The 24690-nt window shown below is 56.0% G+C and carries 24 protein-coding genes; 16 read left to right on the forward strand and 8 right to left on the reverse strand.

The window, feature by feature from the left end; genetic code table 11:
• Positions 1–28 precede the first annotated feature (28 nt).
• From MWU51_RS14450 to MWU51_RS14475, 6 genes are all read left to right on the forward strand, one after another.
• Entirely contained in the window at positions 29–2476 is a 2448-nt protein-coding gene (locus tag MWU51_RS14450) for an FAD-dependent oxidoreductase (protein WP_247038261.1), read from the forward strand.
• Complete coding sequence (locus MWU51_RS14455) at positions 2473–3024, forward strand: GNAT family protein (RefSeq protein WP_247038263.1); 552 nt, start codon at positions 2473–2475, stop codon at positions 3022–3024. The genes MWU51_RS14450 and MWU51_RS14455 overlap by 4 nt, the downstream gene beginning before the upstream one ends.
• A 90-nt stretch (positions 3025–3114) precedes the next feature.
• Positions 3115–4017, forward strand: a complete 903-nt coding sequence (gene rarD / locus MWU51_RS14460; protein ID WP_247038264.1) for an EamA family transporter RarD — start codon at positions 3115–3117, stop codon at positions 4015–4017.
• 38 nt (positions 4018–4055) lie between these two features.
• Positions 4056–4703 (forward strand): RluA family pseudouridine synthase, encoded by a 648-nt coding sequence (locus MWU51_RS14465; protein ID WP_247038266.1) that lies wholly within the window; start codon positions 4056–4058, stop codon positions 4701–4703.
• Between the two features lie 79 nt (positions 4704–4782).
• A complete protein-coding gene (locus MWU51_RS14470; protein ID WP_247038268.1) occupies positions 4783–5910 on the forward strand; it encodes a beta-ketoacyl-ACP synthase III in 1128 nt (375 codons plus the stop codon).
• A 66-nt stretch (positions 5911–5976) separates the two neighbouring features.
• Complete coding sequence (locus MWU51_RS14475; RefSeq protein WP_247038270.1) at positions 5977–6504, forward strand: DUF3833 domain-containing protein; 528 nt, start codon at positions 5977–5979, stop codon at positions 6502–6504.
• Between the two features lie 52 nt (positions 6505–6556).
• Here MWU51_RS14475 and MWU51_RS14480 read toward each other — a convergent pair whose 3' ends face one another.
• Positions 6557–7996: an aldehyde dehydrogenase family protein gene (locus MWU51_RS14480; RefSeq protein WP_247038271.1), complete on the reverse strand. Its 1440-nt coding sequence runs from the start codon at positions 7994–7996 to the stop codon at positions 6557–6559.
• A 190-nt stretch (positions 7997–8186) separates the two neighbouring features.
• Between MWU51_RS14480 and MWU51_RS14485 the strand changes: the two genes are divergently transcribed.
• On the forward strand, positions 8187–8840 hold the full coding sequence (locus tag MWU51_RS14485; RefSeq protein WP_247038273.1) for a peroxiredoxin: 654 nt from the start codon (positions 8187–8189) through the stop codon (positions 8838–8840).
• Here MWU51_RS14485 and MWU51_RS14490 read toward each other — a convergent pair.
• Entirely contained in the window at positions 8837–9436 is a 600-nt protein-coding gene (locus MWU51_RS14490) for a TetR/AcrR family transcriptional regulator (RefSeq protein WP_247038275.1), read from the reverse strand. The genes MWU51_RS14485 and MWU51_RS14490 overlap by 4 nt on opposite strands.
• Positions 9437–9525: 89 nt before the next feature.
• Between MWU51_RS14490 and MWU51_RS14495 the strand changes: the two genes are divergently transcribed.
• Positions 9526–9903, forward strand: a complete 378-nt coding sequence (locus tag MWU51_RS14495; protein ID WP_247038277.1) for a hypothetical protein — start codon at positions 9526–9528, stop codon at positions 9901–9903.
• 52 nt (positions 9904–9955) lie between these two features.
• Here MWU51_RS14495 and MWU51_RS14500 read toward each other — a convergent pair whose 3' ends face one another.
• The 3 genes from MWU51_RS14500 to MWU51_RS14510 form a co-directional block, all read right to left on the reverse strand.
• Positions 9956–10150: a DUF2783 domain-containing protein gene (locus tag MWU51_RS14500; protein ID WP_247038280.1), complete on the reverse strand. Its 195-nt coding sequence runs from the start codon at positions 10148–10150 to the stop codon at positions 9956–9958.
• A gap of 5 nt (positions 10151–10155) precedes the next feature.
• A complete protein-coding gene (locus MWU51_RS14505; RefSeq protein ID WP_247038282.1) occupies positions 10156–11766 on the reverse strand; it encodes an FAD-dependent oxidoreductase in 1611 nt (536 codons plus the stop codon).
• 114 nt (positions 11767–11880) lie between these two features.
• Complete coding sequence (locus tag MWU51_RS14510; RefSeq protein ID WP_247038284.1) at positions 11881–12831, reverse strand: MBL fold metallo-hydrolase; 951 nt, start codon at positions 12829–12831, stop codon at positions 11881–11883.
• A 52-nt stretch (positions 12832–12883) separates the two neighbouring features.
• On the opposite strand from MWU51_RS14510, the gene MWU51_RS14515 reads away from it, so the two are divergent.
• Positions 12884–13450 carry a DUF2585 family protein gene (locus MWU51_RS14515; protein ID WP_247038285.1) on the forward strand — a complete coding sequence of 189 codons (567 nt, stop codon included), beginning with the start codon at positions 12884–12886 and terminating at the stop codon, positions 13448–13450.
• A 15-nt stretch (positions 13451–13465) separates the two neighbouring features.
• Here MWU51_RS14515 and fahA read toward each other — a convergent pair whose 3' ends face one another.
• Genes fahA through hmgA form a run of 3 tightly spaced genes read right to left on the reverse strand, consistent with a single transcriptional unit; the run spans position 13466 to position 16723 of the window.
• Positions 13466–14725, reverse strand: a complete 1260-nt coding sequence (fahA, locus tag MWU51_RS14520; RefSeq protein WP_247038287.1) for a fumarylacetoacetase — start codon at positions 14723–14725, stop codon at positions 13466–13468.
• 7 nt (positions 14726–14732) lie between these two features.
• Positions 14733–15371 carry a maleylacetoacetate isomerase gene (maiA, locus tag MWU51_RS14525; protein ID WP_247038290.1) on the reverse strand — a complete coding sequence of 213 codons (639 nt, stop codon included), beginning with the start codon at positions 15369–15371 and terminating at the stop codon, positions 14733–14735.
• Entirely contained in the window at positions 15371–16723 is a 1353-nt protein-coding gene (gene hmgA / locus MWU51_RS14530) for a homogentisate 1,2-dioxygenase (RefSeq protein WP_247038292.1), read from the reverse strand. The genes maiA and hmgA overlap by 1 nt, the downstream gene beginning before the upstream one ends.
• Positions 16724–16917: 194 nt before the next feature.
• On the opposite strand from hmgA, the gene MWU51_RS14535 reads away from it, so the two are divergent.
• The 7 genes from MWU51_RS14535 to MWU51_RS14565 all read left to right on the forward strand — a co-directional run bounded on the left by MWU51_RS14535 (position 16918) and on the right by MWU51_RS14565 (position 24690).
• Positions 16918–17733, forward strand: a complete 816-nt coding sequence (locus tag MWU51_RS14535; RefSeq protein ID WP_247038294.1) for a flagellar motor protein MotB — start codon at positions 16918–16920, stop codon at positions 17731–17733.
• 122 nt (positions 17734–17855) lie between these two features.
• Complete coding sequence (locus tag MWU51_RS14540) at positions 17856–19163, forward strand: flagellar hook-basal body complex protein (RefSeq protein ID WP_247038297.1); 1308 nt, start codon at positions 17856–17858, stop codon at positions 19161–19163.
• 28 nt (positions 19164–19191) lie between these two features.
• Positions 19192–20643, forward strand: a complete 1452-nt coding sequence (flgK, locus tag MWU51_RS14545) for a flagellar hook-associated protein FlgK (protein ID WP_247038299.1) — start codon at positions 19192–19194, stop codon at positions 20641–20643.
• 10 nt (positions 20644–20653) lie between these two features.
• A complete protein-coding gene (locus MWU51_RS14550; protein ID WP_247038301.1) occupies positions 20654–21664 on the forward strand; it encodes a flagellin in 1011 nt (336 codons plus the stop codon).
• Entirely contained in the window at positions 21661–22764 is a 1104-nt protein-coding gene (locus MWU51_RS14555; protein ID WP_247038303.1) for a flagellar basal body P-ring protein FlgI, read from the forward strand. The genes MWU51_RS14550 and MWU51_RS14555 overlap by 4 nt, the downstream gene beginning before the upstream one ends.
• 358 nt (positions 22765–23122) lie before the next feature.
• Positions 23123–23917: a DeoR/GlpR family DNA-binding transcription regulator gene (locus MWU51_RS14560; protein WP_247038305.1), complete on the forward strand. Its 795-nt coding sequence runs from the start codon at positions 23123–23125 to the stop codon at positions 23915–23917.
• Complete coding sequence (locus tag MWU51_RS14565; RefSeq protein ID WP_247038307.1) at positions 23911–24690, forward strand: inositol monophosphatase family protein; 780 nt, start codon at positions 23911–23913, stop codon at positions 24688–24690. The genes MWU51_RS14560 and MWU51_RS14565 overlap by 7 nt, the downstream gene beginning before the upstream one ends.

The raw sequence follows: 24690 nt of genomic DNA on the forward strand, positions 1-24690 counted from the left end.
AGCCCAAACCCACATGGAGTGAAAGATCATGAGCCTTCCCAAACATGCCCGTGTTGTCATCATTGGTGGCGGCGTCATCGGATGTTCCGTTGCCTATCACCTCGCCAAGCTGGGGTGGACAGACGTGGTACTTCTGGAGCGCAAGCAACTGACATCGGGCACTACGTGGCATGCAGCCGGCCTGATCGGTCAACTGCGGACCTCATCAAACATGACCAAGCTCGCCAAATACTCGGCGGATTTGTATCTGGGGCTGGAGGATGAAACTGGCGTGGCGACGGGAATGCGGCAATGTGGCTCGGTCTCGGTCGCGCTGACGGATGAGCGTAAGGAAGAGCTTTATCGCAGCGCCGCCATGGCCCGTGCGTTTGGTGTTCCTTGCGAAGAACTGTCGCCTGCTGAGGTGAAAGAGCGATATGAGCATATCAATCTGGAGGGCGTCACTGGCGGTATCTGGTTGCCCACCGATGGGCAGGCTGACCCCGCCAACATCGCGCTGGCGTTGGCCAAAGGTGCGCGACAAAACGGTGTAGTGATTAAAGAGCGGACGAAGGTCACCGGCATCACCCGGGACGGCCGCAGGGTGACAGGTGTCAATTGGGTATCTGATGATGGGTCAGATCAAGGCACCATTGCTTGCGACATGATCGTAAACTGTGCAGGCATGTGGGGGCATGAGGTCGGCAAGATGGCGGGTGTGAACGTGCCGCTGCATGCATGCGAGCATTTCTATATCGTCACCGAAGGCATAAAAGGACTGACCCAAATGCCGGTGCTGCGGGTGCCTGACGAATGCGCCTACTACAAGGAAGACGCCGGAAAAATCTTGCTGGGTGCGTTTGAATCCAACGCCAAACCTTGGGCGATGGACGGCATTCCTGACAGTTTTGAATTTGACCAGCTGCCCGAAGATTTCGATCATTTCGAACCCATTCTGGAAGCCGCCTGCAATCGGATGCCGATGCTGGCCGAGGCGGGTATTCACACCTTCTTCAACGGACCCGAAAGCTTTACGCCCGACGATGCCTATCACCTTGGCCTGGCACCAGAGATGGACAATGTCTGGGTGGCCGCAGGTTTCAATTCGATCGGCATTCAGTCTGCAGGCGGGGCAGGCATGGCCTTGTCGCGATGGATGGACAGTGGCGAAAAGCCCTTTGACCTGGGCGATGTGGACATCAGCCGGATGCAGCCGTTCCAAGGCAACAAGCACTACCTTTATGAGCGCTCGAAAGAAACTCTGGGCCTGCTTTATGCCGACCACTTCCCCTTCCGCCAAAAGGCCACTGCACGCGGGGTGCGGAGAACGCCGTTCCACCAGCACTTGTTGGATCGGGGTGCCGTCATGGGCGAAACCGCTGGGTGGGAACGGGCAAACTGGTTTGCCCGCGATGGGCAGGTGGGGGGATACGAATACACCTGGGGCCGCCCAAACTGGTTCGACAACGCCGCTGCCGAACACAAGGCGGTGCGTGAAAAGGTTGGTATGTATGATATGTCATCCTTTGGAAAGATCCGTGTCGAAGGCTCGGATGCCGAGGCGTTTTTGAACCGGGTATGCGGCGCCGACATGTCGGTGCCCGCGGGAAAGATCGTATATACCCAGTTCCTGAACGCACGAGCCGGAATTGAAGCTGATGTAACCGTCACGCGCCTGTCGGAAACCGCATACCTTGTCGTCACACCGTCCGGCACCCGTCTGACGGATGAGACATGGATGCGCCGCCATGTGGGTGACGCGCGTGTGGTTATCACCGATGTGACGGCAGGTGAGGGTGTACTGGCCGTGATGGGGCCCAATTCCCGCGCTTTACTGCAACGTATCAGCCCAGCAGACTTCAGCAACGACACAAACCCGTTTGGGACCGCGCAAGAGATCGAACTGGGCATGGGTCTGGCCCGCGCTCATCGTGTTTCATATGTGGGCGAGCTAGGGTGGGAAATCTATGTATCTTCCGATATGGCCGCTCATGCGTTCGAGACGATTTTTGAAGCAGGGCGGGACATGGGGCTGACGCTGTGCGGCATGCATATGATGGACAGTTGCCGGATCGAAAAAGCGTATCGACATTTCGGTCATGACATCACGTGTGAAGACCACGTGCTTGAAGCAGGGTTGGGATTTGCAGTCAAAACTGACAAATCTGACTTCATCGGGCGCGATGCGGTATTGGCAAAGAAAGAAGAAGGTCTGTCACAGCGCCTAGTTCAGTTTAAGCTGACCGACCCCGAGCCGCTGCTCTATCACAATGAACCGCTGTTCCGGGATGGTGAGATTGTGGGCTATCTTAGCTCTGGAAGCTACGGCCACCATCTAGGGGCAGCGATCGGCATGGGGTATGTGCCTTGCAAAGGTGAAACCGCTGCCGAGGTTTTGGCCTCAAGCTATGAAATTGACGTCGCGGGCACGCGAGTTAGCGCCAAGGCGTCGCTGAAGCCAATGTATGATCCGAAGTCAGAGCGGGTTCGCGTATGAGATTTGATGACCAGCCAGGGTTGGAAGGTGAAACAATCGCATTGCGCGGGATGCTTGAAAGCGACCGCGCAATGCTGGCAATCGCGGCCAAGGACCCAAAAACATGGGCAGGCCATCCGGTGCGTGACCGACATAACGCCAAAGTCTTTAACCCCTATTTTGATTTCCTGCTGTGCGCTGGTGGCACCTGCGTAGTAACCGACAAGAACAGTGGCAACCTGATCGGTTGTTCGCGCTACTATGTCGGACCTGATGCGCCGAACGACATCGCGATTGGGTTCACATTTCTGAACCATCTCTATTGGGGCGGCGTGACAAATTTCGAGATGAAAACGCTGATGTTGGATCATGCATTCGAGTCGTTTGAACGAGTCTGGTTTCACATTGACCCATCCAGTATTCGGTCGCAAAAAGCGACAGAGAAGTTGGGTGCGATACTCTTGGCGAAAAGGAAATTGGACCTGATCGGAGCGGGGAAAGAGGCGCCTTGGCTTAGTTACGAGCTGGTTAAAGATGCCTGGATGCGTGTCAAAGCGGCAAAGCAATGATTCATCACGTTTCGTTATGAAAATGCGCACAGAAATCCCGCTATCGCTTCCTGCCTCAACTGCCTTACAAGCAAGAGGAAGGAGCGCGCGATGACGGATCTCAGCAGGCCAAAAAACGAAGACACCCCGAAAGGGCTGGGGTTGGCGATTTCAGCCTATTTCCTGTGGGGATTTCTTCCGCTTTACATGAAGGCCGTGTCTCATATGCCCGCGATTGAAGTCGTGGCGCACCGCGTCATCTGGTCGGTGCCTGTGGCGGGGGTTATTCTGATTGCGTCCGGTCGTACCCGTGCCTTGCGCGAAGCGATTGCCAATCCGCGGATGTTGCTTCTGGCAGTACTGACCGCTGGATTGATTTCGGTAAACTGGGGCATCTACGTCTGGGCAATCGCGCACGAACAGACCCTAGAAGCCGCGCTGGGCTATTATATTAACCCATTGTTTTCGATTTTTCTCGGAACGGTCTTGCTGGGCGAACGAATGAACCGCGCGCAGATGGTTGCCGTGGCGTTAGCCTTTATCGCGGTCGTGATCCTGACGCTTGACGCGGGCAGACTGCCGGTGGTGGCAATTGGCCTGACTCTGACATGGGGGTTTTATGCGCTGTGCAAGAAATCCCTGCCCATTGGCCCCAATCAGGGCTTTTTGCTCGAGGTGCTGATCTTGTTGATCCCCGCGCTGGTATGTATGGCGTGGCTGACCGCGCAGGGGCAAAGCCATTTCCTGCTTACCGGTTTGGACACCGCACTTTTGCTGGGCTGCGGCGTGGTGACGGCGGTTCCCTTGATGCTCTATGCCAATGGCGCGAAGCTTTTGCGGCTGTCGACCATCGCGATCCTGCAATACATCGCACCAACGATGATCTTTCTGGTTGCGGTCTTCGTGTTTGACGAGCCGTTCGTCGGGGCCAAGCGGATCGCCTTTCCGCTGATCTGGCTGGCGTTGGTGATCTATACCACCACAATGCTGCGTGGGATGCGTCGCCGCCACTGACTCTTGTCGGCAGCCGTCACACAGGCTATCCCGCGCGCATGTCTGACGAATATCTGCCACCCGATGACCCGCTAGTGATCGTCCATCAAGATCACGAGCTTTTGTTGGTCGACAAACCTGCAGGGCTGTTGTCCGTGCCGGGCAAGGGCGAACATCTGGCCGATTGCCTGATTGCGCGTATTCAGGCGGTGTTTCCCGACGCGCTTCTGGTGCATCGGCTGGATCGGGACACATCGGGCATTATGGTGTTTGCGATGACCCCACACGCCCAACGGCACTTGGGCCTTCAGTTTGAAAAGCGGCAAGTGAAAAAAGTTTATGTCGCCCGCGTTTGGGGGCATGTGCCAGAGCGTGAGGGCATCGTTGATCTGCCGCTGATTGTTGATTGGCCAAATCGCCCCAAGCAACACGTGGATTTCGAGAACGGAAAGCCCGCGATCACCAATTGGAAGGTTCTGAAATACGAGGATGACGCCACGCGCATGCGGCTGTTCCCCCAAACTGGGCGCAGCCATCAGTTGCGGGTTCATATGAAGGAAATCGGCCACTCCATCCTAGGCGACCCATTCTATGCTGAAGGCGAGGCACGCAATGCTCCGCGCTTGATGCTACACGCCGAAAGCCTGCGTGTGCGGCACCCGGATGGCGGAAAAGGGCTGACCTTCAAGGCCAAATGCCCTTTCTGATGGGTATGACCTAGAGTCAGTTCCCCTTGTCGCCCGCATCGCTTCCTGATTGACTGGCCCAACGTTTGAGGAGTCCCACATGATCCAGCCTGTCATTTCTGGCACCGGGGTGTTCACACCCGCACAAACCATCACCAATGCCGAGCTTGTCGAAGCGTTTAACGCTTATGCTGACAAGCAGAATGCCGAACATGCAGATGCCATTGCTGCGGGTGAGGCTCAGCCGATTGGGCATTCCAGTGAAGATTTCATTGTCTCGGCCTCGGGCATCCACCAGCGTTATGTCATGGACAAGATCGGTGTGCTGGATCCAGACATCATGCACCCGACGCTGCGCGAACGCAGGGATGATGAACCCGGCATCATGACCGAGATGGGTGTGGATGCCTGTAAAAAGGCGCTGGTACTGGCGGGACGCACAGCAGACGAAGTTGACCTGATCATCTGTGCTGCGTCGAACCATGAACGCGCCTATCCCGCAATTGCGATTGAAATCCAAGAGGCACTTGGCGCGGGTGGGTTTGGGTTCGATATGAACGTCGCCTGTTCTTCGGCCACTTTCGGCATTCAGGCCGCCGCCGACATGATCCGGTCGGGGTCGGTCAAACGCGCGTTGGTGGTGAATCCCGAGATCTGTTCGGCGCATCTGGAATGGCGCGACCGCGATTGCCATTTCATCTTTGGCGATGTGGCCACCGCCACCCTGATCGAACGGAAAGAGGACGCCAAGGGCGACCATTTCGACATCTTGTCGACCCGCTGCCTGACCCAGTTTTCCAACAACATCCGCAACAACAACGGTTTCCTGCGTCGCACGCGCGAGGCAGGCGAAGACCTGCCGGATCGTCGTGACATGCAGTTTATGCAGAACGGGCGCAAAGTGTTCAAGGAAGTGCTGCCGATCGTGTCGAAGCACATTCTGGACCATATCGGCGACATCGGCGTCACGCCCGATGACTTGAAACGCCTCTGGCTGCATCAGGCCAATAAGACCATGAATGATTTCATCGGCAAGAAGGTTCTGGGCCGCACACCGGAAGAAGGTGAACAGCCCAATATCCTGCAAGACTATGCCAACACGTCCTCGGCCGGGTCGATCATCGCGTTCTCGAAATACTCGGACGACCTGGCGCCGGGGGATACCGGGGTGATCTGTTCCTTCGGCGCGGGGTATTCGGTCGGGTCGGTGGTGGTGCGACGCGCCTGACGGCGCAAAGTGATCCAAAGCGGTTCTTTCGGCGTATCAATTAAGTAACAACGCGCTGGGGATGATATGAAACTGAGACTTTCCGCTTTGGCCTTTGCGCTTTTGATTGGCTGTAGTGGCGCACCTGATCTGGATGATCCCAAGCTTAGCACCCGAAATTTGAACCTTGAAGAGTTCTTTCAGGGTAAAACTGTCGCCCATGGGCAGTTTCAAGACCTGTTCGGCAATGTAAAGCGACGCTTTGAAGTTGATATCAATGGCACGTGGGATGGGCAGACCCTGACGCTGGTCGAGGATTTCATCTATGCCGATGGTAGCACCGAGCAGCGCATCTGGACCTTAAACAAAACAGGTGACGATACATGGTCTGGCACCGCGCCCGGCGTGATTGGACAGGCAACCGGTGAAGAGCGTGGCGATACGTTTAACTGGACCTATCGCATCGACCTGCCCGGTCGGGACGGAAAAACCACCCGTGTCGATTTTGATGACTGGATGTGGTTGTTATCTGATGATCGTGTGTTGAACCGAGCCTATGTGAAGAAATTTGGGATCACGGTGGGTGAGGCCATCATCGTGTTTGAAAAACGCTGACCCACAAAAAAGGCCCGCAGATCGCGGGCCTTTCGAGTTGTATGTCTTCGGATCAGTCGTTCGACCAGCCCGACACGGCTTTGACCTCAAGGAAATCCTCGATCCCCAGAACGCCGCCCTCGCGCCCGTTGCCGGACTGCTTATAGCCACCGAAAGGCGAGCCTGCGGCGCGGGATGTGCCGTTCATTTCGACCATGCCGGACCGCATCTTACGGGCCACGCGATTGGCGCGCTGGCCGTCCTGTGTCTGGACATAGTTGGTCAAGCCATAAACGGTGTCGTTGGCGATCTCGATGGCGTCCTCTTCGGTGTCGAAGGGAATCATCGCCATCACCGGGCCGAAGATTTCTTCGCGGGCGATGGTCATCTGGTTGTTTACGTCCGCAAAGACTGTCGGTTTCACATAGTAGCCCTTGTTCAAACCCTCAGGGCGACCAGTACCGCCAGCGATCAGGCGCGCCCCTTCGTCGATGCCAGCCTGGATCAGGTCCTGGATCTTGTTCCACTGGGCTTCGCTGACCACGGGGCCGATATGACGGCCTTCCTGATTGGCGGGGCCAACCTGAACCTTCTCGGCGGCTTCGCGCGCGGTTTCGATAGCTTGTTCATAGACGCCGCGTTGTACCAACACCCGCGACGGAGCGTTGCAGCTTTGACCGGTGTTTTGCATCATGTGCATCACGCCCCGTTTCACTGCCTTATCGTCAGCATCGTCAAAGATGATGTTGGCACCTTTGCCGCCCAGTTCTAGAGACACGCGCTTGAGCGTATCGGCGGCAGCTTTCGAAATGGCAATGCCTGCGCGCGTCGAACCGGTGAAGCTTACCATGTCCACATCGGGATGGGTGGACAGTTGCGTGCCGACGCCCATGCCGTCGCCGTTCACCATGTTATAGACACCAGCGGGGAAGCCCGCTTCGTCCACAATCTCGCTCCAGACGATCGAGGAGAGCGGTGCGATTTCGGAAGGTTTCAAAACCATGGTGCATCCTGCCGCCATCGCCGCCACGACCTTCAGCGAAACCTGATTCATCGGCCAGTTCCACGGCGTGATCAGCGCGCATACGCCAATGGGTTCATAGAGAAGACGATCATTCGGCGCATGAGCACCCAACATCTTGTCGAATTCGAAATCCTTGAACGCCGTGATGAAGTTCTGGATGTGCCACGTGCCCGATCCAGCCTGCGCGGTGCGGGCCAGATCAATCGGGGCACCCATTTCCACGCTCATCGCTTCGGCCAGATCGTCCGAGCGCTTCTGATAGACATTCAGAAGGGTTTCGATCAGCGCCAGACGGTCTTCTTTCTTTGAGAAGCCCCAATCGACAAAAGCCGCTTTGGCCGCAGCGACGGCAGCGTCGGTGTCTGCTTGATCGCCCAGCGAAATGACCGCGCAAACCTCTTCGGTCGACGGGTCGATGACATTCAGGTCTTTGGGCGCGGCGGGTGCCACCCATTGGCCGTTGATATAGAAGTCGCGTTTTTCGATCATTCCAGTCTCCTTGGTCGGATTTGCCTGCACTCTGGCACCGGGAATTGTCCGGCGCAACCCACGGAAACAAGATTTGATCAAATTATGGGGGTGCGACGATTTAATTGCGCCTTATCCCGCTCAGGGTCTTTAAAAAAGCGAAACAGGCCGTAACTCTATGACAAGCAAACACCTGGACAGGAGAGACCACATGGGACTTCGCATAAACGACACCGTGCCAAATTTTACAGCGGAAACGGATCAGGGAAAAATCAAATTTCACGACTGGATTGGTGATGAATGGGCCATCTTGTTTTCCCACCCCAAAGATTACACCCCCGTCTGCACGACCGAGTTCGGCGCAGTTGCCCAGCTTGCGGATGAATGGGAGAAACGTGGCACCAAAGTGATCGGTCTGTCCGTGGACAGTGCTGCTGAACATGTTAGCTGGAAAAAAGATATCGAGGGCTATTCGGGCGCTAAGGCCAGCTTCCCGATCATTGCCGACGAAGATCTGGCTGTGTCCAAGATGTTCGACATGTTGCCCGCTGATGCCTATCTGCCCGACGGACGCACAGCGGCTGATTCCGCATCTGTCCGGTCTGTGTTCATCATCTCGCCTGACAAAAAGGTGCAGCTGATCATGACCTATCCGATGTCAGTGGGTCGCAACTTTGCCGAAGTGCTGCGCGCACTGGATGGTCTTCAAGCCACCTTTGGCACCCCGATCGCCACACCTGCCAACTGGGTCAAAGGGCAGGACGTGATTGTTGCGTTGTCGTTGAGTGACGACGAAGCAAAAGCCAAATTTGGTGATGTCGATATCAAACTGCCTTATCTACGCACCACGGCTGACCCAAGCTAAGGCGCCAACAAGATATGAAAACGCGCGAGTGTCTGGCTCGCGCGTCTTTCGATTTCCACTAACGACGGTGCTGCGACCTGACCGATGGCGCGTCTGATCTGCAGGTCGCCTACCAGAAGATCCAGAAACAGTGAAACTGCGTCGTCGGTAGTTTCGAACATTAGTTCACCTTCGTCCTTTGCCCGCTCAAGCGTTTCGGCAATCAGCGGCGCAATTGTGTTACGACCAGATTTCATGATTGCCTGACCAAGAATGCCGGAGCTATCTGCCGCAGCAGCCCGGTTTAAAGCGATGGCCTGATCGCTGACAAGAACACCAAGCAAAGCGGGAGCAATACGGGCGAGTATCTGTGACGGCGTCGTTTTTGTGCGCAGATGTTCTTCCAACATTGACTTCAGGTCGGCCGCGTTGCGCGCCACCAAAGCACTAAACAAACCAGTCTTATCCCCATACCAGCGATACAGAGTCTCGTTCGAGGCTTTGGCCTGCTTGGCGATCGCGAGCATTGATGCGCCTGCAAACCCCTTGTCTTCCAAGACGCGATAGGCGGCCAGTTCGATCTGTTTTTGCCGCTTGGTTCGGGTGTCATCTTTCATGATGGCTCACTTTTCTGTTGACCAGAGCCGTACACATGAATACGGATATAGGCAAGCGTACACATAATTACGGATAAGGAGTCGCTAAAATGCTGACCCGACCTACTGAAACCGCTGTTGCAGGGCTTGTCATGCTGATCATCTTGCAGGCCATTATGCTAATGTCATTGTTTGCAGGTCTTGCGCCGCATCCACCCGCGAAGATCCCTCTGGGCGGCATCGCGCCAATACTCGCTGTAAGCTTTGCTGTTGCGTCTGCGGCAATTATCCTTGGGCCGGTTTCGTCAGGGGCAGGGCGAGCTTTTGCCTTGCTCGCCGTGGTAATCGCGTTGTTGTCATTCGGGCCGCAAAAATTCGTTGATGGTCAGTTCGCACTTATCTGGCCCGCTGTTATTCTGGGTCAGATTTCAGCGATTATGGTTCTGATCGGTATATTTGTGAAACCCGTGCAAAAGCCTGTGAGGTAAACCAAAAAGCCCGACTTGATCGCCGGGTTGCCTGCACTTTGTGTAACCAGTTCTAATCAGGTAACCCTGCAGCATTCACCGCCTGGCTTAGCACGTCACGGTCGCCAATATGGTTGGCTAGAATCAGAATCAAGCGCGCGTTCAAGGCATCGCTGTCATCTTTCGACAAACCTTCATGGGCGGCCAGAAGCTCTGCGTAGAAATCATCAGCGCGGTTGATGTTCGGTGTCAGGATAAGTTCAGTCATTTCGGTTACTCCTTCCCCGTCGCACGACGAATTGCGGCGCGGAACAGATTTTCATCAAAGCTGGGGCGGCGGGCGGCGACGTGCTGGTCGGGCCGGATCAGATACACTGCGCTGGGCGCGTGGCCCAGATAGCGTTCATTCAACGCCCCGGTTTTATCGTCCCTAACGGACAGCGCCAGACGTTCGACCGTAATCCCACCTTCTTCGATGACATCCGGTGCGTCAGCGTCGATGGTGAGCAAAGTGAATTTATTACCTAGTTTCGGCAACAGGTACTCATCCCCTAACGGCACATCAGGACAAGGTGAACCGGGACGTGTTTTGATTGGCCCGTCCAGAGCGTCGGCGGAATTCAACGGTGAGCCATCATAGGTACAGGGAACCGACAGTCGGCCCGAATTTACCAAAGGACGGGCAAACTCGTAATGCTCGGCCAAATCCAGAACGGAGTCGCGAAGCAGGAGACTCATCTCGGATTTTGGGGTGATGAAATCGGTCGAGCGGGTCGAATTCAGGATGTTTTCATCCGCGCCATGGATACGTTCAATGTCATAGCTGTCCAGCAATGCTTCATCAGCCTTGCCGTCGATCACCAGTTTCAGTTTCCAACCAAGGTTGTCGGTGTCTTGCAGGCCCGAGTTCGCACCCCTTGCGCCGAAGGGCGATACTTGGTGCGCGGCATCACCTGCGAACAGCACGTGGCCATAGCGGAACTTCTCCATCCGGCGGCACTGGAATGTATAGATCGAGACCCATTCAAGCTCAAAGTCCACGTCGTCGCCCAGCATGGCTTTTAAGCGCGGGATCACATTTTCGGGTTTCTTTTCTTCGTCTTTGTCGATGTCCCAACCCAGTTGCAGGTCAATGCGCCACACGCCATCGGGTTGCTTGTGTAGAAGGGCGGACTGGCCGCGGTTGAAGGGCGGGTCGAACCAGAACCAACGCTCGGTGGGGAAATCTGCCTCCATGATTACGTCGGCGATCAGAAAGTTGTCTTCAAACACGCGTCCGACGAAATCCAGACCCAGCATCTGCCGCGTCGGAGAGCCAGCACCATCGCAAGCGATCAGCCAATCGGCTTCAATGTTGTATGATCCTTCCGGGGTATCGATTTCCAGCGTCGCGTGGGTCGGATGGGTGCCAATGGCCGTGACTTTGTTGGCGCCACGAATTTCGATAGGTGCGCCTTCGGCCTCCAATTCGCGCACGCGATTTACCAGGTATTCCTCGAAATAGTATTGCTGAAGATTGATAAACGCCGGACGCTGGTGACCTTTCTCGGGCAGAAGCTCGAACTTATAGACCTCGCGATCGTCAAAGAATACCTTGCCGACATCCCATTTGACACCCTTGTCGACCATGGCTTGACCACATCCGAGCCGATCAAGGATTTCCAGCGGTCGCTTGGCAAAACAGATCGCACGCGAGCCGAAGCTGACCTTATCGTTTTCATCTACGATAACGACTTTCACCCCCTGTTGGGCGAGGTCAATCCCCATGCCAAGCCCAACGGGTCCGGCACCGATAATCACCACCGGATGGCGTACGGACGCTGATGCGTCCTGATCGGGGCTGCGCTGATAGGAATAAAGCGGGACTTCGAAAATCTTGTTCATGCGGTTCTCCTCCGGCTGGCGATGGTCGCCGATACGCATTGTAGCGAATTTCGTTGCGAAAGCTACGAAACGGAAAGGGATGCGCTGATTTGCGTCACCACACCCCGGCAAGTTTTAACCTTGCAAGGCTTCCCACATCTCAAGATCGCGCTGGGCGGTCCAGATGCGGGGCGTGTCAATGCCACGTGCTTCGTCATAGGCGCGGGCGACGTTGAAGGGCAGGCAATGCTCATAGATCGCGTAGTCCGCAAACTTAGGGTCACATTCGGCGCGCACGGCATCCCATGCTTCCTTCAGCGAACCACCACGCGCAGCCACTTTGGCGGCAGGGGCGTAGGTGCTGTAGACAAAGTCGCGGGTACTTTCGATGGCGCGGTCGACGGCGTCCGTGCCGATCAGTGCACCGCCACGACCTGGCGCAATCGCGTCCACGTCGAAGGCGGCGATGTTGTCGAGCGTGTCGCCCCAATCACTGAAATGACCGTCCCCGCAATAACAAGCCGAGTGATCTTCTACGATGTCACCAGTAAACATGACGTTCTGATCCGGCACATGAATAACGATGTCCCCAGCGGTGTGGGCGCGGCCAAGATGCATCAAATCAATGCGGCGGCTACCCAAATAGACGGTCATATCATCCGAGAATGTGGTGGTTGGGAAGGTCAGGCCCGGGATGCTTTCGTGCCCTTCAAACAGACGCGGGAAGCGTTGGAATTCGCTGTCCCAGTCTTCTTGACCACGCTCAACAACCATCGCGCGGGCGGTGTCGCCCATGATGATCTGATCCGCGCCATAGGCTGACACGCCCAATACGCGCACCGCGTGATAGTGGGTCAACACTACATGGCTGATTGGTTTATCAGTTACCGAACGCACACATTCGATGACCTTGTTGGCCAACCGTGGGGTGGCCTGGGCCTCAACGATCATGACGCTGTCGTCGCCAATGATCACGCCCGAGTTCGGGTCACCCTCGGCGGTGAAGGCGTAAAGCCCGTCGCCAATCTCATCAAAGGTGATTTTCTTTTCCGTCATGTCGCCTTGCGACGCGAATGCCTTTGCCATGGTCCGGTTTTCCTTTCTGGACAGGGGTGGGGGATCGTGATTCCCTCACCTCATGTTTGATCGTCGATATCTGCCCTATTGGGCCGTTGCTTTTGTCACCATCGCTACGCTTGTTACGCTGCTGGCGATGGGTCGGAATATCTCATGCCCCTGCGGTTACACATTGCTTTGGTATGCAGGTGATGACAGCGGGCAAGGGTCGCAGCATTTGATGGACTGGTATACACCAAGCCATCTGATCCACGGATTTCTTTTCTATGGCGCGACCTTCCTGTTGATGCGCCGTTTTGCCCTTGGTTGGCGGCTTCTGGTCGCCACCATCGTTGAAGGCGCGTGGGAGGTGGCCGAGAACACCGAGGCCGTCATCAATCGCTACCGCGAATTTACCGTATCCGGTGAATACTGGGGCGATAGCGTGGTAAATTCCGCCGTCGATCTTGGTGCCATGTTCCTGGGATTCTGGCTGGCCCTTCGTCTGCCCATCTGGATCAGCATTCTGATCATCGTGGGCTTTGAGGTGCTGACCACATTCCTGATCCGCGATGGGTTGGCGTTGAACATCATCATGCTGCTGGTGCCATCCGAGGCGATCCTCGAATGGCAAAGCGCAGGGGGTTGATGCCCAGAGCCCCATTTACTTCGGCCAGTTGACGGCGGGAAGGATCTTGCCAACGCAGTCGCCAAACCCGATTTGGAAGCCGTCGCCTTTGGCCGCGCCGCGCAGAGTCAGCGTGTCGCCGTCTTCGATAAACGTGCGAGTTTCCCCGGTGTCCAGCGTGAAGGGCTCGCGGCCCGCCCAGCTCATCTCCATCAGTGAACCATATTCCGTCTTGGTCGGGCCAGAGATCGTGCCAGAGCCAAGAAGATCGCCCACGTTCATTCCGCAGCCGCCAATCGCGTGGTGGCACAGTTGCTCAGCGGCCGAATAATACATGCGGGTGTAGTTGGTTTCGCCAACAACGCTGGCTTTGTTTGCGCCTTCGGGCTGCATCAGCACTTGCAGCGAGATGTCGTAAAGCCCGTCCTTCGACCCATCGAGATAGGGCAGAAGTTCCTTTTCCCGCTTGGGTGTCGGCGCGCGAAACTCCTCCAGCGCGGCAGCAGTGACGATCCATGGGCTGATCGAGGTGCCAAACGCCTTGCCCTGGAACGGGCCGAGTGGCTGGTATTCCCAACCCTGAATGTCGCGGGCGGACCAGTCGTTCAGAAGGACATAGCCGAAGATCATATCGTCGGCCTCGTCCACCGTTATGGGTTGGCCAAACTCGCAAGGCTTGCCGACGATGGCCCCCATCTCAAGTTCAATGTCCAGACGCATCGAGGGGCCAAAGCTGGGCATTTCTGCATCCGGCGCTTTGCGTTGGCCGTTCGGGCGGTGGATCGGGGTTCCCGAGATCACAACCGACGACGCACGGCCGTTATAACCAATCGGAATGTGCAGCCAGTTGGCCGGCAAGTCGGGCGAGCCACGCAGGATCGCGCCCATATTCGCCGCGTGCTGACGACCGGCATAGAAGTCGGTGTATTCCGACACAAGGAACGGCATATGCAGGTCCGCGTCAGCCTGTTTGACCAACAGTGGTTCGACTGCCGCGCGCTCTGATGAGCCTTCGCGCAGCAGTTGTTCCATACGGGTGCGTAAGGCAGACCAAGCGTCTGACCCCTGCTCCATCAACTCGTTCCAGAACGGGACGTCGAAGACGGGGTCGTCGCTAATTTCGATCAGGCCAGCCTCTTCTGCTGCGGCCACATCAAAGATCATATCCCCGATGGCAACACCGCAACGCGGTTCGTCATCTCCGACCGAGAAGACGCCATAGGGCAGGTTGTTCAACGGGAAAGGTGTGTCGGCGGAATTTGCGCTCTCCACCCAGGATTTCTTTAGTTTGCTCATGTGGTCCTCACTCAGCGTCAGGCTGCGCCTCGGGCCGGGCATCGGCGAAGGCAGGCAGGGTCAGGCAGGTTTCTTCGATCTCGGTCAAGCGGGGATAGAGGGTCAGGTCCAACCCCCAGCGCCGTGCGTTGTAATATTGCGCGACAAGGCAGATATCCGCCAGTGACGGCGTGCCGCCAAAGGAAAAGCGCGTATCCTTGCGCACCATCTGTTCCAGCGCCGCAAAGCCCCTGTCCATCCAATGGCACATCCACGCTTTCTTGTCTTCAGGTCCAGCGCCGAAAGTGTCGCCCAGATGGGCCACGACACGCAAGTTGTTCACCGGGTGAATATCCATCGCGACAACATGAGCGGCAGCAAGCACATGCGCGCGCTCAACCGGGTCAGGCGGAAGCAACGCGGGGTCGGGCTGCAGCGCCTCTAGATAGTCGATGATGGCCAAGGATTGCGTCAGCACAGTTCCGTCATCCAACACCAGCGTCGGCACCAGATGGGCGGGGTTCATTTCAACATACGCTGGCGAATGTTGCTGCCCGCCATCCTTCACCAGATGAACGGACTCAAGATCCACGTTGATCCCTTTTAGGTTCAACGCAATGCGCACACGGTAAGCCGCGGTGGACCGCCAATAGGTATAAAGCTTCATTATTTCTTACCGGGCGTGCCGTCGAACTTCTTCTCAAGGCTCTCCCAGCAGTCGATGTAATCATCCTGCAAGGGGGCCTCGTTCGCGGCGAAGGCGGTCAGGTGTTGGGGGAAGCGGGTTTCGAACATAAAGGACATTGTGTTTTCCAGCTTCTCGGGGCCGAGGTTCGAATTCGACGCACCCTCGAACGCATCACGGTCTGGCCCGTGCGGCAGCATCATGTTGTGCAAGCTCACGCCGCCCGGAACGAAGCCCTGCGGTTTCGCGTCATACTGACCATAGATGTTACCCATCAGCTCGGACATGATGTTCTTGTGATACCACGGGGGGCGGAAGGTGTTTTCCGCCACCATCCAGCGGTCGCGGAACAGAACGAAGTCGATATTCGCCGTGCCGGGTTGACCAGACGGCGCGGTGAGGACGGTGAAGATTGAGGGGTCGGGGTGATCAAACAGGATCGCGCCAACCGGGCAATAGGTGTTCAGGTCGTACTTATAGGGCGTGTAATTTCCGTGCCATGCGACCACGTCCAAAGGAGACTGGCCGATTTCGGTCTTGTGGAACTGTCCGCACCATTTGATGGTGATGGTTGATGGCACTTCGCGGTCTTCAAACGCTGCGACGGGGGCTTTGAAGTCTCGCGGATTGGCCATGCAGTTTGCGCCGATGGGCCCGCGCCCAGGCAATTCGAACTTCTGGCCATAGTTTTCGCAAACGAAGCCGCGCGCAGGGCCTTCCAGCAACTCGACCCGATAAACAAGGCCGCGCGGAATGATGCCGATTTCTTGCGGAGCAAGGTCGATCACGCCCAGTTCCGTATAGAACCGCAGCTTGCCTTCCTGCGGCACAACCAGAAGCTCGCTGTCAGCTGAGAAGAAATAGTCGTCGACCATGGATTCCGTCACCAGATAGACGTGGCTCGCCATACCTACTTGCGTGTTCACATCACCCGCCGTGGTCATCGTGCGCATACCGGTGATCCAGTTCAGACCCTCGGCGGTGGGCACGGGGTCCCAGCGATATTGACCCAGCGAAATCACGTCCGGGTCCACATGCGGCGCGGATTTCCAGTAAGGTACGTCGATCTTCGTGTAGCGTGCGGAATGCTTCACTGCCGGTCGGATGCGGTAACACCACGTCCGTTCAGGCGGGTTGGCCGTGAATGCGGTACCGGACAGTTGCTCGCCATACAAGCCATACTCGCATTTCTGCGGGCTGTTCATCCCCTGCGGTAACGCGCCGGGCAGAGCTTCGGTTTCGAAATCATTCGCCCATCCGGGCATGTAATGTGTTTCAGTGCCGACCAAGGACACCGCGCGCGTCATTTCGCGCCCAGAGCTGTGCTGGTTCATCTTAAGCCTCGTTTCAACACCCCTTGCAGGGCCAATCCTGTTTGCCCCGCAATGGTATCGTTGCGATTGAAATGAAGTCAAGGAAAAGCGACATTTCACAGGTGAAGTAATAAATTTCTAACAAATTGAAAGGTTAAGCCTGTATAAACTTCGGCTCGCTATCACTGATTCCGGGTGAAGAATGAGGTGGTGAGATGCGCGCTAACGCAAATGCGCCAGTGATCATCAAGAGGGTGAAGAAGGTCAGCGGTGGCGGACACCACGGCGGAGCATGGAAAGTGGCCTATGCCGATTTCGTGACCGCCATGATGGCATTCTTTCTTTTGATGTGGCTGTTGAACGCAACAACGGAAAAACAACGCAAGGGGATTGCGGACTACTTTAATCCAACCATCCCGATTACACGTGTGTCGGGCGGCGGCGAAGGATCGTTCGGCGGCGACAGTGTCTTTGTTGAAGAAACCCTGTCGCAATCTGGAAACGGCGGCATACCGCGCGACCCCGGCCCACCAGAAGGAGGAGCGGATGATGCCGCCGCGGAAAATGCGCGGTTGGAAGAGTTGGAAGAGATGCTGTTTGCCAGAGGTGGCGAAAGCATGGCCAGCGATGGGATCGCACGCCACATCGTGACCCGCGTCACCGATGAAGGTCTGCTGGTTGAGTTGTTTGACCTGGACGGTGCGCCGTTATTCGAGCCAAACACAACAACTCCGACGACGGTTCTGTCCGAACTGACCGAATTGATTGCGCGCGTATTTGCACTCGTTGAAAATGGCGTTGCGATTGAAGGCCATGTCGCCACGCAGCCGGTTGTCGTCATCGAAAACACAGCTTGGACACTGTCGACCGGGCGCGCAACCCAACTGCGAAAAATGTTTGAAGACAGCGCTTTGGCGCCAGAACGTATCGCACGCGTGACGGGTCATGCCGATCGTGAACCAGCAATCGGGAATGCCATGGCCATACGCAACAACCGGATTGAGCTGATCTTGCTGCGCACTGGACGCTGACGCTGGCGGGTCTGTTCTGCAAAAACAGAATTGACTTCAATTTTAGGTGTTAGCCGCCTGTTAAGATCAGGCCTCTATGGATGAAGATCGACAAAGAGGTAGAAGCAGCAGAAAGGCGCACCATGACGATTTCCTCCTCACTCAGTGCCGGCGTCGCCGGATTGAATGCTCATGCAACCAAACTGGCTACGATTTCGGACAACATCGCGAATTCTTCGACTTTCGGATACAAGCGTGCCACGGCAGATTTTCAGAATCTGGTGATCGGTGGGCTGGCCGGGGCAGGCACCTATTCGGCAGGCGGGGTGCGCACCACAACTCAGCGTTTGATTGATGAACACGGGCCGCTCATTTCGACTTCAAACCCGATGGATATCGCGATCAGCGGCCGTGGCATGTTGCCCGTAACGCAAGAGGTGTATCGCGAAGCCAATCCCGGCGAACGTCCGATGATGATGACCACGACCGGGTCGTTTCGCACAGATTCCGAAGGTGTTCTGAAAACCGAAACCGGGTTGGTTCTTCTGGGCTGGCCCGCGGATGCAGACGGGAACGTCGCGACCTATCCTCGCGATACCGGCGTAGGATTGGAACCGGTTGTCATCAACGCCAACCAAACAGCGGGTGATCCGACCACCACGATGAAGCTTGGCGTCAATCTGCCCGCAGTGGAAACCGAGGCTGGATCAGCCGGAGCCACGCGCCCCCTGTCGGTGGAGTATTTCGGCAACCTTGGCACTTCTGAAACGCTAGATTTCTCGTTCACACCGGTCGTTCCGGCAAGCGGATCGTCCAATCAATGGACAATGGTTATCACTGACAGCGCTTCAGGTGGAGCAACTGTTGGAGAATACACGCTGACGTTTGACGATTCACGGACGGATGGCGGCTCTCTCGCTTCTGTCGCCATCGTATCTGGTGGTGCCTACAACGCAACAAACGGGACACTTGATTTGACCGTCGCGGGTGGACCGCTTTCGCTGACCATCGGTAAAATTGGTGATCCAAACGGCCTGACGCAGTTATCAGACAGCTTTGCACCTGTGGCGATCACCAAGAATGGCTCGCCCGTGGGCAATCTGACGGCAGTTCAGATCGACGAGCATGGATATATCAAAGCGACCTATGACACCGGCTTCATTCGCACGATTTATCAAGTGCCTTTGGTGGATGTTCCAAATCCGAACGGACTAATCTCAATCTCAAACCAGGCCTATCAGGTGTCTCCGGATAGCGGCTCTTTCTTCATGTGGGATGCCGGTGACGGTCCAACCGGCGAGGTCGTGGGCTTTGCGCGTGAGGGGTCAACAACCGACGTCGCGGGTGAATTGACCAGCCTGATCCAGACGCAGCGGGCTTATAGCTCGAACGCCAAAGTCATTCAGACAGTGGATGAGATGCTGCAAGAAACCACCAATATCAAGCGCTGATAAACGAGGTAAAATCAGAGACTGACACATGAGCATTACCGGCGCCTTCTCAAACGCCCTTTCAGGGCTAACAGCCTCGTCGCGCGCGGCCGAGCTTGTCTCATCCAATGTCGCCAACGCGATGACCGAAGGCTATGGCACCAGATCGCTGGAACTGTCAACCCGAACGCCGGGCAGCGCTGGTGTCCGGGTCGAAGCTGTTCTAAGGCAAGTGGATGAAGTGCTTATCGGCGACCGCCGTCTTGCTGATGCAGCGGCGGGATACCACGGCGCGCAACAACAGTTTCTGATGGAACTGGAGCAGATGCTGGGGACTCCCAACCAGCCCAGATCTTTATCCGGTCGCATGGCACAGTTCGAGGCATCTCTGGTTGAAGCGGCAGCCCGACCGGATAGCCAAACGCGCCAGTCGGTGGTGTTAAGTGCGGCCTACAGTCTGACCACACATCTGAATGTCACATCGGATCACATCCAAAGCGCGCGATCGGATGCAGATCAAGCAATCGCGGGAATGGTGGAAACACTCAACGCAGGGTTGGAAGATGTTCAGGCGCTGAACGTGAAGATACAAACGGCGCAGTCTCGTGGCGATGATGCGTCCGGGTTAATGGATTTGCGACAGCAGAAAATTGACACGCTGTCTCCGATTGTGCCGTTAAAGCAGTTACCGCGGGAAAATGGGGCGGTCGCGCTGATAACAACAGGTGGCGCCGTATTGCTGGACGGTAAGGCCGCAAAACTGGACTTCACGCCCGTTAATATGATTGTGCCAGAAATGACGCTGTCAGGTGGTGCCCTATCGGGTCTGTTGTTGAACGGACTACCCATCGAAACTAGTGATGATCGCAGCCTCATTGCGGGCGGCGCTCTGTCAGGTCAATTTACTGTGCGCGATCAGATCGCCGTTACCGCACAGGAGCGGTTAGACGGCTTTGCACGGGATTTTATTGAGCGCTTCCAAGATCCCGCACTTGATACAACTCGCGCATCCGGCGCCCCGGGTTTATTCACAGATGCGGGGTCCGCCTTTGCGGCAACCGATGAAGTCGCGCTGTCAGCACGTATTTCAGTTAATGCTTCCGTCGATCCAGAAAAAGGTGGCGCATTGTGGCGCTTGCGCGACGGGCTTGGTGCCGCTGCGCAAGGAAATGCTGGCGACTCTGGGTTGCTGAACGGGCTTATCGATACCTTAGGAACGTTTCGGTCACCAGTTTCCGGCGGATTTTCCACAGTTTCGCAGACCGCAGCCGGATTGGCATCCGAACTGCTGTCGAGCGTGAGTTCAGATCGGCTTATGGCGGAAACCCATCTTGGATTTGCTGCGTCCCAACAGCAAGCACTGCGCCAGATGGAACTTTCTCAAGGCGTTGATACAGACGCCCAAATGCAGAAGCTGATGCAGATCGAACAAGCGTATGCCGCCAACGCTCGCGTTATTTCGACCGCTGATGAAATGATCCAGACTTTGCTGGCAATCTAGGAGAGATGACATGACAATTGCAGGCTATGGTGATCTCGCCAGTGCGTTCCAAACCCGCCACCTAACAGCGCAGATGAAGCAGGACATGGCACGTCTTGGGCAGGAGTTGTCGACCGGTCGCAAGGCGAGTTTGGCGAGCCATATTTCAGGGGATTTTGGCCCTGTGGCAGGCCTTGAGCATAGCCTTAAACTGCAATCCGCCTATGCGCAGAGCGTCAATGAAGCTGCGATAGTTCTGGCTGGTGCCCAAACCGTTCTGGGCAACGTCCAAGATCAAGCCGAGACACTGTCCGGCAACTTGCATCTTGCAATCAGTTCCCAGAATGCAGGATTGCTGCATACCACTGGGGTCGATGCGCGGGAACGGTTTGCGTCGGTGGTTTCGAGTCTGAACACAAGTCTCGGCGGACGAACGCTTTTTGCAGGGACGGCAACAGATGGACCGGCTCTGGCAGACGCCGACGCAATCTTATCAGACATAATGACCGCGATCTCTGGGGAAACCACAGCTGCTGGTGTCGCGGATCAGATCGACGATTGGTTCAAAACGTCGGGCGGCGGATTCGACATATCAGGCTATCAGGGTTCCAACCAAGACCTGGGGCCGTTTCGATTGAGCGATGGAGAAGTGGCGACGCTGTCTATCAAGGCAAACAATGCTGAAATACGCGATGTGTTGGCCGCCTTCGCTAAATCGGCGGTCATCGCTGAAGGGGCGTTGGCGGGCGATGCTGAGGCCCAGAAAGAGCTTTTGACGCGATCATCAAACGATCTTCTAAGCGTGATAGATGATCTGACCAGTATTCGGACGGGTGTTGGTCGCGTTGAGGCACGTATTGAAGAGAAAGCTGCGAGCAACGCTGCAGAAAAATCGGCGCTTGAGTTGTCATACAATCGGCTGACCGCAGCTGATCCGTTTGAGACGGCAACAGCATTGCAGGCGCTCTATGACCAGATGGAAAGCCTTTATACTGTGACCGCTCGCCTCTCAAACCTGAGCTTTGCGGATTATATGCGATGACCCGGCTTTTCATCTTCATGATCACAATGCTGTTTTCCATGTCCACCGCACAGGCGAATTCCGTGCGCATCAAGGATCTTGTGGAGTTTGATGGGGTGCGTGGCAACGATCTGGTAGGTTATGGGCTTGTAGTTGGTTTGAACGGCACCGGCGACGGCATTCGCAATGCGCCTTTCACCGAAGACATTATGTCAAACATTCTGGAGCGATTGGGCGTCAACATCACGGGCGAGCAGTTCCGTCCAAAGAACGTGGCCGCCGTTTTCGTCACCGCGGCCTTGCCGCCCTTCGCCCGCGCCGGATCGCGAATTGATGTGACGGTATCGGCTATCGGCGACGCGAAGAGTCTTTTGGGTGGTACGCTTATCATGACCCCACTGAATGCAGCGGATGGCGAAATTTATGCCGTTGGTCAGGGCACTATCATCGCCGGTGGCGCTGTTGTTGAAGGTGACGCAGGAAAGGTCACGCAAGGCGTTCCGACAAGTGGCGTCATTCCAAATGGCGCGCGTGTTGAGCAAGAGATCGACTTTGATTTTACTAAGCTGAAATCTATCCGGCTTGCGCTCAGAACACCGGACTTTACCACGGCAGAACGCATCGAACGTGCGATCAATGCAAAGTTTGATCGCGTTGTATCGCGGATGTTGGATAGCGGTACAGTGGTCGTCGATATCAGCGCCACACGCGCAATCTCGCCCGCCCATGCCATTGGCACCATCGAAAATCTAGGCGTTGAACCTGAACGCAAAGCCAAGGTCGTCATAGATCAGCGGTCGGGCACCATCGTTATGGGCTCGGACGTGCGGATCAGTCGGGTTGCAGTCTCGCAAGGCAATCTGACGCTTCGGATTCAGGAAGCGCCAGTTGTCGTGCAGCCCAACCCGTTCTCGAATGGAGAACCGATCTTGGTGCCACGAACCAATGTTGGTCTTGAAGAAGAGCCAGGTATCGGCTTGGCCGAGGTGGATGGAGGAGCTTCACTATCGGACGTGATCGCTGGGCTTAATGCGCTAGGGGTCGCACCGCGAGATCTTATCGACATTCTCAAAAGCATCAAAGCCGCAGGTGCGCTCCACGCTGATTTTGTGGTCCGCTGATTTACTTCTACAGGTGTGGTTATCCGACCGAAACGAATACATGGCAGTTGCGTGTGACAACGCGCGCGCCGTGCTTTGTAAGTAAAAGACCACACGGCACCACGTATCATTAGCATTCGCGACTGCCTCTGGTCAGCCGATCGGGAAAACAGGGCGATGAACACAATTTTTTACTCGTTAGCGGCACGCGGCTTCGACCACCTGTTACCATGTTGCGCAAAGCAAAATCCCTGTTTCTTTTGATCGCCTTTCTGGTTTGAGCTTGTATTTCTCTTCAATTCGGGCATAAATCCACAAAACTGTGAGAAATTGTGGCAATACCCGGAAGTCCGGCCCGACCACATATTTGGGGGCTGATGTGACAAGTGAGGCAAAACATTCCTATCGCGAGCTGGAATTGCTCGATGCCATTCGCAGGGTTGGGGGGTTCGCCAAAAACTCAGATCTTGCGAGTGCGCTGAATGTTTCGGAAGAAACCGTACGTCGCACGATCAAAGCCTTGTCAAAGACGGGATCGGTCGCACGGGTTCATGGTGGCGCCTATCTTGTCGGAACCCAGAGTGACCCGAGCTTTTTCCAGCGGATCGAACAATATGCGCGAGAGAAGCGCGCTGTCGCGCAAACCCTTGTGCGCGAGATTGAAGACGGTATGACTTTGTTTCTGGATGTCGGTAGCACCACTGCATTCGTCGCAGAGGAATTGCGCACCCGTGGCAATCTTTCAGTAACGACAAACTCGGTTCAGGTTGCGCAAACCCTGGTGGGCCACAACGACAATCATGTCTATCTTTTGGGCGGAGAAATGCATGTCGACGAACTGGGTGCATTCGGTCATGTGGCTGAACAACAGGCGCGACAGTTCTGTTATGATTTGTCCGTTCTTAGCGCCGACGCGCTGCACATCAAGCGCGGCTTTCTTTATTTGAACAGGACGGAAGCGGACTTGGCGTCCGTGGTGATCGACTGTTCGGATGCTGCAGTTGTGGCAATGACTCATCACAAATTTGGATCGAAAGCGCCCCATCAGGGATTTACGCCGCAAAACATTGATCGGATGATCGTAGATCAGGTGCCGGAGCCTGAATTGGCGCGACAGTTGGACAAGTGGGACATAAGAATTAGGGCGGTACATCCCGAGATCGTGCAATGCTGACGGAGGCTGAAACCATTGTCGCTCATGCCAATCGCATTGCCGATCTGGCAGGTAGTTCCGCGATGGCCTATTTTCGCCATCTGTTGGAGATCGATCTGAAAGACGATGAAAGCCCCGTCACCCAGGCTGACCGTGGAGTTGAGCTGTGCGTTCGCGCATACCTTGAGCAGCATTTTCCCGAAGATGGAATTCTGGGCGAAGAGTTCGGCCAATCTGACCTGACCTGTGACCATGTCTGGAGCATTGATCCAATTGACGGCACGCGGTCTTTCCTGTCCGGCCACCCAATGTTCGGCTTTCTACTGGCTCGGCTGCATATGGGTGTGCCCACCATTGGTGTGATCGGAATGCCTGCGCTAAACGAAACGATGATTGGCGTGCGGGGTGGCTCTGCGATGCTGAACGGCGACAGGGTTTGTGTCTCGTCGCAGACTTCGCTGGATCAGGCCATTCTGTATATCAACGAAGCCGAGAAGATGTTTGCCCTGCAACCTCAGACCTTTAGCGGTCTTTTGTCCGCAGGTCAGACGAGGCGGTTTGGCTATGACTGTTATCCTCATGCTCTGGTTGCCATGGGGCATGTCGATGCAGTGGTGGACTGGGATTTGCAGCCCTATGACTATTTGCCATTGGTCCCTGTGATTGAGGCGGCGGGGGGCATTATCACCGACTGGAACGGACAGCCGTTGGCCTTGTCGTCCGGCACGTCCGGCGTCGTGACGGCCGCAACCGCCGATCTTCATGCCGAGCTTTTGCATCTGGTGGGGTCGTAG

The sequence above is a fragment of the Aliiroseovarius sp. F47248L genome (assembly GCF_023016085.1).
Taxonomy (GTDB): Bacteria; Pseudomonadota; Alphaproteobacteria; order Rhodobacterales; family Rhodobacteraceae; genus Aliiroseovarius.